At 59.4% G+C, this 14,064-nt stretch carries 17 protein-coding genes, 1 riboswitch and 1 other annotated feature; of the genes, 4 read left to right on the top strand and 13 right to left on the bottom strand.

The window, feature by feature from the left end; genetic code table 11:
- On the bottom strand, positions 1 to 643 hold a 643-nt coding region (locus ACK4TM_RS09380; protein WP_409700191.1), incomplete at its 3' end, for a BCCT family transporter.
- Positions 644 to 814: 171 nt separating this feature from the next.
- On the opposite strand from ACK4TM_RS09380, the gene ACK4TM_RS09385 reads away from it, so the two are divergent.
- Positions 815 to 1,612 carry an ion channel gene (locus ACK4TM_RS09385; RefSeq protein WP_409700194.1) on the top strand — a complete coding sequence of 266 codons (798 nt, stop codon included), beginning with the start codon at positions 815 to 817 and terminating at the stop codon, positions 1,610 to 1,612.
- An 80-nt stretch (positions 1,613 to 1,692) separates the two neighbouring features.
- On the opposite strand, the gene ACK4TM_RS09390 is transcribed toward ACK4TM_RS09385, so the two are convergent.
- The 12 genes from ACK4TM_RS09390 to ACK4TM_RS09445 all read right to left on the bottom strand — a co-directional run bounded on the left by ACK4TM_RS09390 (position 1,693) and on the right by ACK4TM_RS09445 (position 12,325).
- Positions 1,693 to 2,556, bottom strand: a complete 864-nt coding sequence (locus ACK4TM_RS09390; protein WP_409700197.1) for a universal stress protein — start codon at positions 2,554 to 2,556, stop codon at positions 1,693 to 1,695.
- Positions 2,557 to 2,568: 12 nt separating this feature from the next.
- Entirely contained in the window at positions 2,569 to 4,059 is a 1,491-nt protein-coding gene (locus tag ACK4TM_RS09395; protein WP_409700200.1) for a SulP family inorganic anion transporter, read from the bottom strand.
- A gap of 50 nt (positions 4,060 to 4,109) precedes the next feature.
- Positions 4,110 to 4,166 (bottom strand) — a sequence feature (sul1 is cis-regulatory element that is thought to sense ions involved in sulfur or methionine metabolism; They are found in Alphaproteobacteria).
- Positions 4,167 to 4,257: 91 nt separating this feature from the next.
- Entirely contained in the window at positions 4,258 to 5,049 is a 792-nt protein-coding gene (thiD, locus tag ACK4TM_RS09400; protein WP_409700278.1) for a bifunctional hydroxymethylpyrimidine kinase/phosphomethylpyrimidine kinase, read from the bottom strand.
- Between the two features lie 114 nt (positions 5,050 to 5,163).
- Positions 5,164 to 5,258, bottom strand: a riboswitch (TPP riboswitch).
- A 60-nt stretch (positions 5,259 to 5,318) separates the two neighbouring features.
- The gene (gene cysW, locus ACK4TM_RS09405; RefSeq protein ID WP_409700203.1) at positions 5,319 to 6,137 is read right to left on the bottom strand and encodes a sulfate ABC transporter permease subunit CysW; all 819 of its coding nucleotides are present in this window, start codon (positions 6,135 to 6,137) and stop codon (positions 5,319 to 5,321) included.
- Complete coding sequence (gene cysT, locus ACK4TM_RS09410; RefSeq protein WP_409700206.1) at positions 6,134 to 6,994, bottom strand: sulfate ABC transporter permease subunit CysT; 861 nt, start codon at positions 6,992 to 6,994, stop codon at positions 6,134 to 6,136. The genes cysW and cysT overlap by 4 nt, the downstream gene beginning before the upstream one ends.
- A gap of 4 nt (positions 6,995 to 6,998) precedes the next feature.
- Positions 6,999 to 7,997: a sulfate ABC transporter substrate-binding protein gene (locus ACK4TM_RS09415; protein WP_409700209.1), complete on the bottom strand. Its 999-nt coding sequence runs from the start codon at positions 7,995 to 7,997 to the stop codon at positions 6,999 to 7,001.
- Entirely contained in the window at positions 7,994 to 9,103 is a 1,110-nt protein-coding gene (locus tag ACK4TM_RS09420) for a sulfate/molybdate ABC transporter ATP-binding protein (protein WP_409700212.1), read from the bottom strand. Before ACK4TM_RS09420 ends, ACK4TM_RS09415 begins: the two co-directional genes overlap by 4 nt.
- A gap of 247 nt (positions 9,104 to 9,350) precedes the next feature.
- A complete protein-coding gene (locus ACK4TM_RS09425; RefSeq protein ID WP_409700215.1) occupies positions 9,351 to 10,112 on the bottom strand; it encodes a hypothetical protein in 762 nt (253 codons plus the stop codon).
- The gene (locus ACK4TM_RS09430; protein ID WP_409700218.1) at positions 10,109 to 11,248 is read right to left on the bottom strand and encodes a hypothetical protein; all 1,140 of its coding nucleotides are present in this window, start codon (positions 11,246 to 11,248) and stop codon (positions 10,109 to 10,111) included. The genes ACK4TM_RS09425 and ACK4TM_RS09430 overlap by 4 nt, the downstream gene beginning before the upstream one ends.
- Positions 11,249 to 11,371: 123 nt before the next feature.
- Positions 11,372 to 11,512 carry an entericidin A/B family lipoprotein gene (locus ACK4TM_RS09435; protein WP_409700221.1) on the bottom strand — a complete coding sequence of 47 codons (141 nt, stop codon included), beginning with the start codon at positions 11,510 to 11,512 and terminating at the stop codon, positions 11,372 to 11,374.
- Positions 11,513 to 11,597: 85 nt separating this feature from the next.
- Complete coding sequence (locus tag ACK4TM_RS09440) at positions 11,598 to 12,164, bottom strand: RNA polymerase sigma factor (RefSeq protein WP_409700224.1); 567 nt, start codon at positions 12,162 to 12,164, stop codon at positions 11,598 to 11,600.
- Complete coding sequence (locus ACK4TM_RS09445; protein ID WP_409700227.1) at positions 12,161 to 12,325, bottom strand: NepR family anti-sigma factor; 165 nt, start codon at positions 12,323 to 12,325, stop codon at positions 12,161 to 12,163. The genes ACK4TM_RS09440 and ACK4TM_RS09445 overlap by 4 nt, the downstream gene beginning before the upstream one ends.
- A gap of 240 nt (positions 12,326 to 12,565) precedes the next feature.
- Between ACK4TM_RS09445 and ACK4TM_RS09450 the strand changes: the two genes are divergently transcribed.
- The 3 genes from ACK4TM_RS09450 (at position 12,566) to ACK4TM_RS09460 (ending at position 14,063) form a co-directional block, all read left to right on the top strand.
- A complete protein-coding gene (locus ACK4TM_RS09450; RefSeq protein ID WP_409700230.1) occupies positions 12,566 to 12,901 on the top strand; it encodes a YqjD family protein in 336 nt (111 codons plus the stop codon).
- Between the two features lie 3 nt (positions 12,902 to 12,904).
- The gene (locus ACK4TM_RS09455; protein WP_409700233.1) at positions 12,905 to 13,261 is read left to right on the top strand and encodes a phage holin family protein; all 357 of its coding nucleotides are present in this window, start codon (positions 12,905 to 12,907) and stop codon (positions 13,259 to 13,261) included.
- A gap of 70 nt (positions 13,262 to 13,331) precedes the next feature.
- On the top strand, positions 13,332 to 14,063 hold the full coding sequence (locus ACK4TM_RS09460; protein ID WP_409700236.1) for a Crp/Fnr family transcriptional regulator: 732 nt from the start codon (positions 13,332 to 13,334) through the stop codon (positions 14,061 to 14,063).
- Position 14,064 lies beyond the last annotated feature (1 nt).

A 14,064-nucleotide genomic window follows, 5' to 3' on the forward strand; every position in this document is an offset into this window, starting at 1 on the left:
CCAGCGCCAGTGCGACCACGGCATAGATCGCCCAAGGGTGCAGGCCCCAGTGAAAGATCGTGGCGGCCATGCCAAGACGGCGGGATTCATCTATGTTGCCTTCCGCGCCGCCAAGTGGGGCCCAATCTGTGCGCAAGCCATCTTCGCCTAGGGTGATCCCGCCCAAGGCAGCATCGAAATGGCCCATCGGTTCGGATACACCGAAAAACATCAGCCCGATGCCCATGCCTGCGGCAAAAAGCATCGAAAACCAGCCAACATAACCGTAATCCGGCGTCGCATCCGGCCCGCCCAGGCGCACGCGACCCAAGGGCGAGATGATCAGGCCGAGGCAAACCAACACAAAGATATTGCCGGCACTCAGGAAAAACCAATCCAGATTTGCGGTCAGCCAGTCGCGCAACCCGACGAACAGCGGCTCTGCCTGGTTCTGAAATGCCAACGTCAGAAACGTGAAAAGCATGATGGAAACGGCCGAAACGGAAAACACGATCTTATGCAGGTCCAGTTCCAGCGCGACGGCACCACTGAAATTATCCTGACCGATATCGTAAGTTGTCTCGATAATTTCAGTATCGCCCTCGGGCTCGGGAATTGCTTCGACTTCGGGCACGTCATCGCCCGGTTCGGTGTGATCTGTCATTATCGATCCCTTTCCTATCATTTATCTGCAATAGCGTGGCACAGGCAGAAGAAGCGACGCGTTTAACCTAGCGGACATTGATCTTCAATTGATACGTGGAATAATATCATTATTCCGCATAGACTTAGCAGATCACGTGCAACTCATACCCTGCAGGGTGGAACAAACGAGATGGCAAGAAAACGATTCGAGGGGCGTTTTGCCTCGCTGCGCGGGACGCTTTACGAGTGTTACCATGGGCGCAGCACAGCAGGATTGCGCTTTCGGCTGGGGCTCTTGGTTTTTGATTCAACGATCATCGGCAGCTATGTCATAACAAGCGTCTTTGGCACCGAGCATGATTTCCCCGCCCTTTATCTGCTGATGGCGCTGATCGTAGCTGCCGATCTGATCGCACGTTGGATGATCGCGCCCAGCAGGCGCAAATTCATGTTGCAGGACCTGTTGAACTGGGCCGATGTCGTCGTGATCCTCAGCTTGCTGGCACCGCTGATTTTTGGTGATTTCGCATTCCTGCGGGTGCTGCGCGCATTGCGCGTGATAAGGTCTTATCGCGTCTTGCAGGAACTACGTGACGACAGCCGCTTTTTCCGCCGGAATGAAGAAGTTATCCAGCGCAGCGTGAATCTGGCCGTGTTCATATTTATCGTCTCCAGCGTCGTTCACGCGTCACAATACAGGATGAACCCCGATATCGAAACTTGGGTTGATGCGCTTTATTTCACCATGGCCGCACTGACCACTACGGGATTTGGCGACATCGTTCTGGTCGGGACATCCGGGCGCTGGCTTTCGATTGCCATCCTGATCGTCGGCGTCGGATTGTTCCTGCATTTGCTGCAATCCGTCTTTCAGCCGCCGAAGGTGCGCGAGAAATGCCCGACCTGTGGACTGGTTTTGCATGATCCTGACGCGATCCATTGCAAACATTGCGGCACCGAGATGAACATCGAAACCGAAGGCGGATAAAACGTTCCTCCCGCCTTGACGGTCATGCCGCGTCTCTGCGCTGCATGAGACGGAAGCGCCGGTTTATCGGACCGGCCGGATCAGCGTATCAGGACGACCGGCACCTTGCAGGACCGGATCATTGCCGTCGTGGTCGATCCGATGATCAGGCTGCGGATCCGGCTGTGGCCATAGGCACCCATCACCAGCATGTCGAAACCGTCCTTTTCCACCAGATCGGCCAATGCCTTTTCCGGTTGACCGGGCAGGACGGATGTCTGCGCCTCAAGACCCGCGGCGCTCAGCACGGCCTTGGCGTTTTCCAGCCCTTTGCGCACCTCTGACGTTTCATTGCCAACGGTGACGACATGAATGTTCAGGCCTTGAAACACCGGACTGCGCGCGATGTGATCGACAGCTTTCATGGCAGAGGCACCGCCGTCAAAGGCGACCAGCACCTTCTTGACAGCTCTGAAGGCCCGCGAAGCGACGTAAACAGGTTTCTGACTGGTCCGTACGATCCGTTCCAGATTGGACCCAAGATGGCCCTTGGCGAAATCAGCATCCTCACCGCGTTTGCCCACGATGATGACGCGCGCATCGGTCTCAACCTCTGATACGGCCTCGACCACGTCGCCATGGCGCAGGAGGGTGCTGATCTCGGTCACGCCGTCCTTTTCCAGAATGGCACGGGCATCGTCCAGAATGGCGCGGCCCCGTTGGCTCATCAGCTTGGAACGTTGCGCGTCCAGTTCTGTCAGTTCCTGCAACAATGCGGTGCGCGCGCCCAGCGCAATGGCACCGGAATGGTCGCGCTTGCCCGATGTATCACGCGCGCCTAAGACATGGATCAGTTCGACCGCCGCACCTGTGCGTTCAGCGATCCACGCGGCATTCTTGCAGACGCTTTCCGAATAGATCGACCCATCGATGAAAGCGACGATCTTTTGTGTGGGTTGTGTCATATCATCCGCTCCTTAATGGGACATCAGCTTGTCCATCGCGCCGGGCTTGTCATGAATGGCAAGTCTGTCCACGATGGTTTCTGTCGCTTCGTTCATGCCGACGATTTCGACCTCTGCCCCGTCGCGGCGGAATTTCAGGATCGCCATATCCAGCGCCTGCACGCTTGAGATATCCCAGATATGCGCGCGGCTGACGTCGATGATGACCTTATCCAAGGCTTCCTTGAAATCAAAGGCGTTCATGAAATCCTCGACAGACCCATAAAACATCTGGCCTTCGATGACATAGGTCCGTTCGCGCCCATCGGGCGAGATCGTGGTGGTGATCTTGAACAACTGCGCGATCTTGGCGGCAAAGAAGATGCCGGACAGCAGCACACCGACCAGAACCCCGATGGCAAGGTTGTGGGTATAGACCACCGTCACCACGGTCGCGATCATCACGACGGATGATGACTGCGGATGCGTGCGCAGCGCCTTGATCGACGACCATGAAAAGGTGCCGATGCTGACCATGATCATGATCGCGACAAGTGCCGCCATCGGGATCTGGCTGACCAGATCGCCCAGAACCACCACCATGAACAACAGATAGACCCCGGCAGCAAAGCATGAAAGCCGCCCGCGCCCACCGGATTTGACGTTGATGATCGACTGCCCGATCATCGCACAGCCCGCCATACCGCCAATGAAGCCGGTCGCGGTGTTGGAAATCCCCTGCCCGATACATTCCTGATTGCGGTTGGATTTCGTATCGGTCAGGTCATCGACGATGTTCTGTGTCATCAGGCTTTCCAGCAGGCCGACGACAGCGACCGCGATGGAATATGGCAGGATGATCATCAATGTATCGAGGTTCAGCGGGATCTGCGGGATCAGGAACACCGGCAGCGTGTCAGGCAATTCGCCCATATCGCCCACGGTGCGCACGTCCCAGCCAAAGAACATCACCAGCGCCGTCAGCACCACGATGGTGACCAGAGGCGACGGGATCGCCTTGGTGATCAGCGGGAACAGATAGATGATGGCAAGGCCGGCCGCGACCAGCACATAGGTCAGCCAGGTGACCAGCGCCGGGTCCAGTTCGGTCAACTGCGCCATGAAGATCAGGATCGCCAGTGCGTTGACAAAGCCGGTCATCACCGACTTTGAGACATAGCGCATGATAAAGCCAAGCTTTAGCACGCCCGCGCCGATCTGGATCAGACCGGCCAGCACGGTGGCGGCCAGCAGATATTCCAGCCCGTGTTCGCGGACCAGCGTGATCATCAGCACGGCGGTCGCCGCCGTTGCGGCAGAAATCATGCCGGGCCGTCCGCCGGTGAAGGCAATCAGGACCGCGATCGAAAAGCTGGCGTAAAGCCCGACCTTGGGGTCCACGCCCGCGATGATCGAAAAGGCAATCGCTTCGGGGATCAGCGCAAGGGCGACAACAAGCCCCGCCAGCAGATCACCCCGGATGTTACCGAACCATTCGGCCCGGTATGTGTCGAGAGATATCATGTAAATCTTTCCTGTTCGGCGTCATGCGCCGACAACGTTTGGTTCTAACAGGTTGTCCGGCGGATAGGCGGCCGGAAGAGCCACCCGAGGTTTCCCTCGGGTCCATGTTTACCCGTCGCGATATACACGAAGCGTAGCGGGTGCCAACCCATCTTGGCACCGAAGGAAAAAACTTCACAAAAGCGCAGTGGAATTGCCTCAGGAATAAGCGTGAAAATGATGCGTCGGGCCGTGGCCGTGCCCAACCGACAAGGCATCCGCCCCGGCGATGGCGCCAGCAACATAGGCTTTGGCCTGTTCCGCGGCCTGCGCCAGCGACACCCCCTGCCCCAGCAATGTCGCCAAGGCCGATGACAAGGTGCAGCCGGTGCCATGGGTCTTGTGCGTCGCCTGTCGCGCGCCGGGCAGCCATGTTAGGCCATTGCTGTCAGCCAGAAGATCAGGGCAATCGTCGCCCGGCAAATGACCGCCTTTCAGAAGCACGGCCCCCGGCCCGAGTGTCAGAAGGGCTTGCGCCTGCGCCTGCATCTCGTCACGGGTCGCTGCCTCTCGCTGGTTCAGCAGATCAGCCGCTTCGGGTAGGTTGGGGGTAATGATCGTTGCCAGCGGCAGGATGTCGCGCAAGGCAGCCACCCCCGCCGCCTGCAACAGCCGGTCCCCGCTTTTGGCGACCATCACCGGGTCCAGCACGATGGGCGCGCCCAGCCCCTGCAACGCCTGCGCCACTGCGACGATGATCGCGGCATCGCCAAGCATCCCCAACTTCACAGCGTCGATGCGGATATCTGCGCGGATTGCGGCGATCTGCGCGGCCACCATATCAGCCGGGATCATCTGCACGGCACTGACGCCTTGGGTGTTCTGTGCCGTCAACGCCGTGATCGCGGCCATCGCATAGCCACCATTCGCGGAAATCGCCTTGATATCCGCCTGAATACCGGCCCCGCCCGAAGGGTCAGACCCTGCGATCGATAGGATATTGGCAATCACGCGCGACACCATGGCGTACCAGCCCGGCGGATCGCAGCAACAGGTGTAAGGTCGTTCATCATATATCCCCCGCCGCATCGGGGTCGGTGAGCGCCGGACCAGACAAAGCCTTGGCCGATCATGTCACAGACTCCCTACGCCAGCATGATCTGGTTCAGGTTCAAAGGGTGCTTCTCAGCCCGCATAAGCGGACGCCCCTGTCGTGTATTGCAGGTTAAATATGCAGCGACCGGTGTCAAGCCGGGCCGGTGGAAGACGCAGGATGGCGGTCAGCCCCGCCGCCCTTCCAACATCGCTTTGACGATCAAAGCCACAACAGCGATCAGTGTCAGGGTAGAGGCAGCGGCGAAAGCACCCACGGCATTTAGATCGTTGAACAAAAGTTCCACGTGCAGCGGCAGCGTATTGGTCTGCCCCCGGATATTGCCAGATACGACCGACACGCCACCGAATTCCCCCACCGCGCGCGCCGTACAGAGCACCGCGCCATAAAGCAGTGCCCAGCGGATATTGGGCAGGGTCACGCGCCGGAACACCTGCCAACCGGATGCGCCAAGCGTCACGGCGGCCTCTTCCTGTTCGGAGCCTTGCGCCTGCATCAGCGGCAGCACCTCGCGCGCGACGAAGGGGGCGGTGACGAACATCGTGACCAGCACGATCCCCGGCAAGGCGAACATGACCTGCAGATCATTGGCCTGCAGCCAGGGCCCCAACAGACCTTGGCGTCCGTAAAGCAGCAGATAGCAGATCCCCGCGATGATCGGCGAGATCGAGAACGGGATTTCGATGATCGTCACAAGGATGCCGCGCCCCGGAAAGCGATGCTTGGCCACGGCCCAAGCGGCAGCAACGCCAAAGGCGACATTCAGCGGCACGACGATGATCGCGACAATCGTGGTCAGCCAGATTGCGTGCAGCGTCGCCGGATGCAGGATATTTTCCGCATAGACACGCCAGCCTTCAGAAAAGGCGCGCACAAAGATATAGACCAAGGGGGCGGCGATGAACAAAAGCGTCAGCACCACGGCGATGCCGATCAGGATGCGTTCACCTTGGCGGGACTGGCCGGGAAGCATGATCTGGCTCATCTTGTCGCCTCGCGGTGGCGCGACGCCCAGACCTGAAGCAGGTTTGACACCACCAGTAAGACCAGCGCAAAGCCCAGAAGGACCAGCGCGATGGCCGCAGCGCCATTATAGTCGAATTCTTCCAGTCTGATGAAAGCCAGAAGGGCGGCAATTTCCGTGCGGAAGGGCAGGTTGCCCGCGATAAATACGATGGCACCGAATTCACCCAGCGACCGGGCAAAGGCCGTGGTGCAACCGGCCAGCCACGCGGGCAGGATCGCGGGAAAGACAACACGCGTAAAGATCGCCCAGGGACGCGCGCCCAGCGTGACGGCGGCTTGTTCGAGTGCGGGGTCCATATCTTCCAGCACCGGCTGGACTGTACGGACGACGAAGGGGACAGAGGTAAAGGCCATCGCCAGAGCAATGCCCCAGATCGTATAGACGACTTGCAGACCCGCCGCCTCCAGCACGCTACCGAACCAACCGTTGGCGGAAAACAAGGCTGTCAGCGACAGACCGGCCACCGCGGTCGGCAGCGCGAATGGCACATCCATCAACGCGTCAAGGATACGTTTGCCGCGAAATTCATAGCGTACCAGCACCCATGCCATCAGCAGGCCATAGATGGCGTTGAATATCGTCGCGATCACCGCCGCGGTCAACGTGATCTGGAATGCCGCAACCGCACGCGGGCTGCTGACGATCTGCCAGAACCGTGCCGGACCGATCTCTGCCCCTTTCAGGATCAGGGCAAGGACCGGGATCAGCACGATAAAGGTCAAGTACAGCAACGTCACACCAAGGCTGAGGGTGAACCCCGGCAGGACGCGCTTGGCGCGGACCGGCGCGCCGGTTTGTGCGGTTGCGGCGGTCATGGGATCACTGGTTCACGAACACTTGGTCAAGGATCGCACCATCGGCCAGATGTTCGGTGCGGATCGCATCCCAGCCGCCAAAAATGTCGTCGACAGTGACCAGTTCCACATCGGCCTGACTGTCAGCGAATTCAGCCGCGACAGTTTCATCAGTCAGGCGGTAGAAATATTCGCCCAGAATCTGCTGTGCTTCGGCGCTGTAAAGCCATTCCAGATAGGCATTGGCGACTTCGGTCGATCCGTTGCGTTCCGCGTTCTCTGCCACGACGGCGACAGGGAAGGCCGCGAACAGGCTTTGCGACGGTGTCACGCGTTCCAACCCCTGATCAGCATATTCGGCAGCGATGCCGCCGGTCTCAGCCTCAAAGGTGACCAGCACGTCGCCAATGTTCCGCTCGGCAAAAGTTTGCGTCGCCGCACGCCCGCCTGTGTCGAACACCGGGACGGAGGAGAAGATATCGCGCACGAATTCCTGTGCGACGGCGTGATCGTCACCATTGTTCGCCAGCGCATAGGCATAGGCCGCCAGATAGGTGTAACGCGCATTGCCGCTGGTCTTGGGGTTCGGAAAGATGGGTGCCACATCTTCGCGGGCCAGATCGTCCCAATCTTGAATGTTCAGCGGATTGCCTTCACGGACCAGAAAGGCGGGCAACGAATAATAGGGCGACGCATTGTTGGGCAACAGGTCACGCCATTCGGCGGGCAGCAGGCCACCTTCGGCCAGCACGTCGATATCGGTTTCCTGATTGAAAGTCACAACATCGGCGGGCAAACCTTCCAGAATGGCGCGGGCCTGACGGGATGATCCGCCATGGCTCATGTCGATGGTGACGGTGCGGCCCGTGGTTTCTTCCCAATGGGCAGCGAAAGCGGGGTTCAGCGCCTCAAACAATTCGCGGGCGATATCGTAGCTGACGTTCAGCAATGTATCCTGTGCGGTGGCAGGGGCGGCGCCCAGCGACAGCGCAAGCGCGGCAGCGGTCAGGGTGGGAAATTTCATCGCGAAGACTCCAGTCTTGTTGGGGTTGTCTTGGGGGTTCCGGCCGCCGCTTGTTGCGGGCGGTCCTGTGGAAAAATCGTGCCTGCTTCTATCTTCAGGCGGACGGTGGCGTCAGGGACCAATGCATCGGCCTTGACGGCGCGACGGGGGACGTCTGCCTCTGCCTCGCCCAAATCAGGGTGGCGCAGGACCAACCGCAGATGCGCGCCGTTCGACATGCGCGTGACGATGCGCCAGGGGGCGTCCGTTTCGGGAACAGGGGTGATGTCCTGCGGGCGCACCAGCAATTGCGCCGGACCGTCCGGCAAGGCACGGCGCGAAAGAGCGGTCAGGTCCAGCCCTGCGCCATCGGCGCGACCGGCCTGCAGCGTGACCGGCAATTCCACTGTCGCCCCCATGAACCGCGCGACAAAAGGCGTCGCGGGATGATCATGGATCGCATCGGCATGCCCGATCTGTTCAACCCTGCCTGCGCCCATCACGACCACACGGTCAGCCAGTTCAAATGCCTCTTCCTGATCATGGGTCACGAAAATCGTGGTTGACCCTGTCGCATCGTGCACACCGCGCAACCAACGGCGTAGGTCACGACGGATGGCCGCGTCAAGCGCGCCGAAAGGCTCATCAAGCAACAAAACCTTGGGTTCAATCGCCAAAGCACGACCCAGCGCAACCCGCTGCCGCTGTCCGCCGGACAGCTGGCCCGGGTAGCGGTCTGCCAGATGGGTGATCTGCAGGAAATGCAGCAACTCATCCACCTTGGCGGCGATCACCGATTTACCGGGCCGGTCGGCGCGTGGGCGCACGGTCAGGCCGAAGGCCACGTTGTCGCGCACCGTCATATGCGGGAACAGCGCGTAATGCTGGAACACGAAACCGATGCGGCGGTCCTGCGCCGCCAGCTGCAGCCAATCCTGATCATCGACCGCCAGCCGTCCTGCATCGGGCCATTCCAGCCCCGCGATGATCTTGAGCAGCGTTGTCTTGCCCGACCCCGACGGCCCCAGCAGCGCGACCAGTTCACCCTTTTGCACCGACAGGTCGATCCCGCGCAGCACATCGGTCTGGCCGAAGCTTTTGGTCATTGCAGAAATCTGGATGGACATGATCTGGGCCTGTTTCCTGTGACGTGGCAGAGGTAGCCATCGCTCCCGCTCTCCGCAAGACAAGACCGGGGCGCGCCCGATAACCCGGCACGACCGCCATTCCTTGTTGTCAGGCAATGCGACAATAGCGGTGTGCTGCATCGCGCAGCGTGGAACGTTTCACCCAAACGCGCGCGGATGGCGGGAAAATTTTCTTATTCGGCGAAAATGACGTTGGCAGTCGAACAGGGGGCATCCCATGTGCGGATCAGGGTCGGGTGTGGATGATGTCATAGCGCACCCGGACCCGGCAATCGGCCATACCGAACCCGGCCAGAACCGCCGCCTGCGGCGAATCTATCGCGCTGCGCAACGACAACAGCCCGCTGATCCGGTCCGGGGCGACTAACGTCAGGTTCAGGGTCAGCGCGATTTCAGCGCAGGACCCGTCGGTGCAGTCGCGGCTTTGCACGTTGTCGGACCGCCAGCGGTAAGGGCCCACCTCGTCCCATTCATAGGGCGACAGACCCTCCATATCCGGCTGGGGCAGGATATCGGTCAGGCGGGCGGGATCGAACGCGCCGTCCCAATCCACGCGGGTGGTGATGAATTCTACACGCGATGCGGCCAGCATGCCGCCCAATATTGCCGGACAGCCCGAGGTGGATTCACCCAGAGTCTGCCATCGCCAGATCCCGTCAAGCGGGAGGATCGGCTCTTCTGGTTCCTCGAACAGCGCGATGGGGCATTCGCCGGTGCCGCCGAAACTGGCCTGAATATCGCGGCGCGGGGCATCGACCCATGATATAATCCCGGGGTCCGGCTCCCAGACCAGCGTCGCACGTTTCGGGTCAACCGGCGTTTCGGCCTCAAATGTGGTGCCGACAATATCAATGATTTCCGGCGACGACAGCGGGCTGAGCGAACAGACGCAGCCACCAGGCTCGCAGATCGCCAGCACAGTGTCGGCTTTACCAGGCAAGGGTGCCATGGCGGCAAGCAGCGCGGCAAAAAAGATGCGGCTCATCATCGCCTTATATCCTGGAAGGGCACGATCATCTCGATCACGGCATCGGCGGGAATACCTTGCAGATCGACCGTGCGCGCATCCAGCGGCGCGAGTCTCGCCGAACTGGCGGTCTGCGCATGCGCAGGATCGGACGCGGCCCCGGCAACCGCCCCCATCAGCGCGCCCATGATCTCTGCCATGGCGCGGTCGTCAGCGCCCAGATCACCGAACATATCATCCAACGCGGCCTGCCCCATCTGCATCGCAGCCGCCATGCCGTCGGACTGGCCCGTCATCCAGGGTGCGCCGGACCAGTCCTCACCCGGTCCCGCCACGCGCGTCAGCCGCGTGTCGACGGTCGCGCTCGTGTCCGTGACGGGCGTGATTGCGCCAAAATAATCGATATCGCCGCTGGCCGTGCCTTGAAATTCCAGCAAGGCGGTGCCATCAGCGGCGGCGAGCGTCAGCGACAGCGCACCGTCCGAGAGGCGCCCCGTGACATTGCCCGACATACCCGTCAAAGGGCCAACATCGGGGGCGGTCGCGAAATAACCGAAAACCGCATCATCCCCCACGTCCTGAAACAATTCTAGCATGATGAAATGGGCTTCATGATCAGGCGCTCCGGGCGTATTCAGGCCCGCGAACCAAACACCCTGCAGATCGCCGGGGTCCAGCCCCGGTTCATCCTCGCTCATCGCAAGCAGATCGACGATCAGCGCTGCAGAATTCAACGATCCAAGCACAAAGGCGACCGCGATGCCATCGGCGTCAGTTACCGCCTCTGTCACACACATTGCGTCACCCGCGAGACTGTCCTGACAATAGGGCGCGCTGGCCTGTCGGGCATTGACCATCACGACAGTTTCGCCATCACTGATCCGCACCACGTCAAAGCTGGGACGTTCTGCTGCGACGCCGGCGGGGGTGACATAAATCTGTGGTTCGGTGATCCCGTAACCGGGGATCAGCGTCAGCGCGATATCATGTTCCGCCAGAACCAGTTCACATGGTGCAAGCCCGGGCCCTTCGCAGCGATGCCGGATATCGGCGGGTTCGGTTTGCGCGATGGTTTCTGCGGGAAAAACGACCGGCATCAGAAAGCCCGCACCAAGCATGATGGGGCGGGCAAGTTTACGAAGGCGCGCTGTCGTCATCAGAACATGCCCTTTCTTCCGGGATTGTTCAGAATATAGAAATAATAATAGGGATCTGCCAATACTATCGTCAGAGCCTTTGCCATGACGCCGACATCATGGCAAAGGTGGTCTTGTCATAAATTACCGTTGGGCCTCTTGTGACGTATCTGTCACGACCTGACCCGCAGTCTGAATGTCGCGCCCTGCGCCTTCGACGGTTTCGCAAGCTGCCAATGCACCAGCGGCCAGCAAGGCAAGGAACGTAATACGGGTATTTTTCATGGCGGTCTCCAATATGATTTACATGATCGTGCAACGCCTTAAGCGCGGCTTTGTTCCCTTGCTCGAAAACAAAAAATCCGCCGGATCAGGCGGCATTGTTATTGATCACGACAGCCAAGGTGGATGCATCCGTCAGCTCCAGCTTGTCCTCGTCGTCAATGTGCATCAGTTCAGCCAGCCGTTTACGGGCGCGGTTGGTGCGGCTTTTGACCGTTCCGACGGCACAACCGCACATTTCAGCAGCTTCCTCGTAGGAAAACCCCTCTGCCCCGACGAGGATCAGCACTTCGCGTTGTTCATCCGTCAGCTTGGCGAACGCGGTACGAAAATCCGCCATCGCCAGATGACCGTCATGCGCTGGCTTTTCGGACATCTTGCCAGCCAGCTTGCCATCTGGGTCTTCCACCTCGCGACGCCGCTTGCGATAGAGCGAATAGTAAGTATTCCGCAAAATCGTAAACAGCCACGCACGCAAGTTGGTGCCGGTCTGAAATTTGTCGAAATTGCCCCATGCCTTCACGACCGCATCCTGCACAAGATCGTCTGCCGCAGCCGAATTGCGGGTCAAGCTCATTGCAAAAGCACGCATGGCCGGCAGATGTGTGACCAATTCATCGCGCGGATTTGTTTTGTTAGCGTTGTCGTTGTTCACGATTGTCCCTTTGGCGAATTTGTATCGGCCTCGCGCTGACGCAACTGCTCCAGCAGCTTGGCAAAACGGTCAGGAACGGGCTCGCTGGCTGCGTTCATATAGACGCGCCTGAGGTTCTCATCGATTTGCCGATCCAGTTGATCTGTTTTCTTGCTTGCCATTGCCCGTAATTCCGCCGCTCGATCAGGCGCAGTATACGCCTCTATGTCGGCACAACATATACATCAGCGTTTAGTTCCATCGAGAAATTTATTCTTCTCTTGAAAACCATCGCTTTTCAGAGCTTCACGCGGCTCCCCCTGCCGGGCTCCTGGCTGGTGCAGAATGTTTTTTTGCCCTTGGTGGAACTTTCAAGGCGAAGAAGCGTTAGCTTGGCGAACAACCAGTAAGGGATTATGATTATGGCACAAGCAAAAGTAGCTTCCGGGAATGGCACACCGCAGGAAAACCTTGACCAGCTATCAGAACAGATCGCTGTTCTGCGCAACGATATTTCTGCAATCACACAATCACTCGCAGATTTAGGCGGCGCCACGAAAGATGCGGCAATGGAACAGGCCCGCGCCAAGGCTGCCCAGCTGCGTGCGACCGGTGAGCAGCAATATCAAGCTGCACATGACAAGGCCGAAGAACTGGGGCAGCAAGCCGCGGACGCGGTGCGTCAGCAGCCTGCCGCGGCCGTCGGGCTTGCGGTCGGCGTCGGCTTTCTACTGGGTTTCCTGACAGGACGGAAGTAACCCATGGCGGGTCTTCTTTTTGACCTTCGCAGCCGGGCGCGTCTCGCAGCGCGCACGGCTGCTTTCACGGCCGCTGGGGTCATTTTTGCCCTTACCGGCGTGGCATTCCTCACCGTGGCGCTATGGGTGCTGCTTGCCAGTTATGAAAACACGCTCGTCGCTTCGACGGTGATCGGGCTGATATATCTGCTACTGGGCATATGCTTTTTCCTGCTCGGAAGCCGCAGCCAGCCCGCCGTCGTCGCCCCACGCCCGACACCGCAAGCGCCACCAAAAACCGACGACCCATTCTTGCGGGTAGCAGAGGCATTTGCCGTCGGATTGCAGGCTGGCCGGTCCGCGCGTCGACCACGTCGTTGACATGCAACGGAGCCGCTTCTAACGCTTTCAGCCAGTAACGATCACAGACAGTAGTCAAAGGTGCGCTTGCATGGTCAGAAGTTGTCAACATTGTCCGCTTCGCAAGCGCCCTATCTTCGACCCGATGACCGAACGTGAAGTCAATTTCATGCAAAGTTTCAAGTCGGGCGAAATGGAGATCGCCAGCGGCACGACACTCATGATGGAAGGCTCCAACAGCCCGCAGTTATACACTGCGCTGAAAGGGATGGGTCTCCGTTACAAAACCTTGATGTCGGGCGACAGGCAGGTAATCAATTTCGTGATGCCAGGTGACTTTGTCGGTCTTCAGGCCGGTGTCATGCGCGAGATGCAGCATTCGGTCGAGGCCACCTCCGACATGACGCTTTGCGTCTTTGATCGCAAACGGCTCTGGGAATTATTCCGTGATCAACCCGGCCGCGCCTTTGATCTGACATGGCTGGCCGCGGTCGAAGAACACTTTCTGGGTGAAAATCTTGCCATTCTGGGTCACATGAGCGGGATTGCCCGTGTCGCGCGCGCATTGATCCGCCTTTATGATCGGGGCGAGGCCGTAGGGCTGGCCGACAACGGCAAAATGCCCCTGCCCTACAAGCAACAGGACATGGCTGATGCCCTGGGGCTTTCGCTGGTACACACGAACAAAACCCTGAAAAAACTGCGCGATTCCGGTGCCGTGACCTGGCGGGATGGGCAGTTGCAGATCCATGATCATGATGCGCTTTGCGCCTTTGCCGAGCTTGAAAAGGACCGCGATCCGGTCCGTCGCCCGCTTTTGTGAC

It is taken from the genome of Yoonia sp. (genome assembly GCF_046292185.1).
In the GTDB taxonomy this organism is placed as follows: Bacteria; Pseudomonadota; Alphaproteobacteria; order Rhodobacterales; family Rhodobacteraceae; genus Yoonia.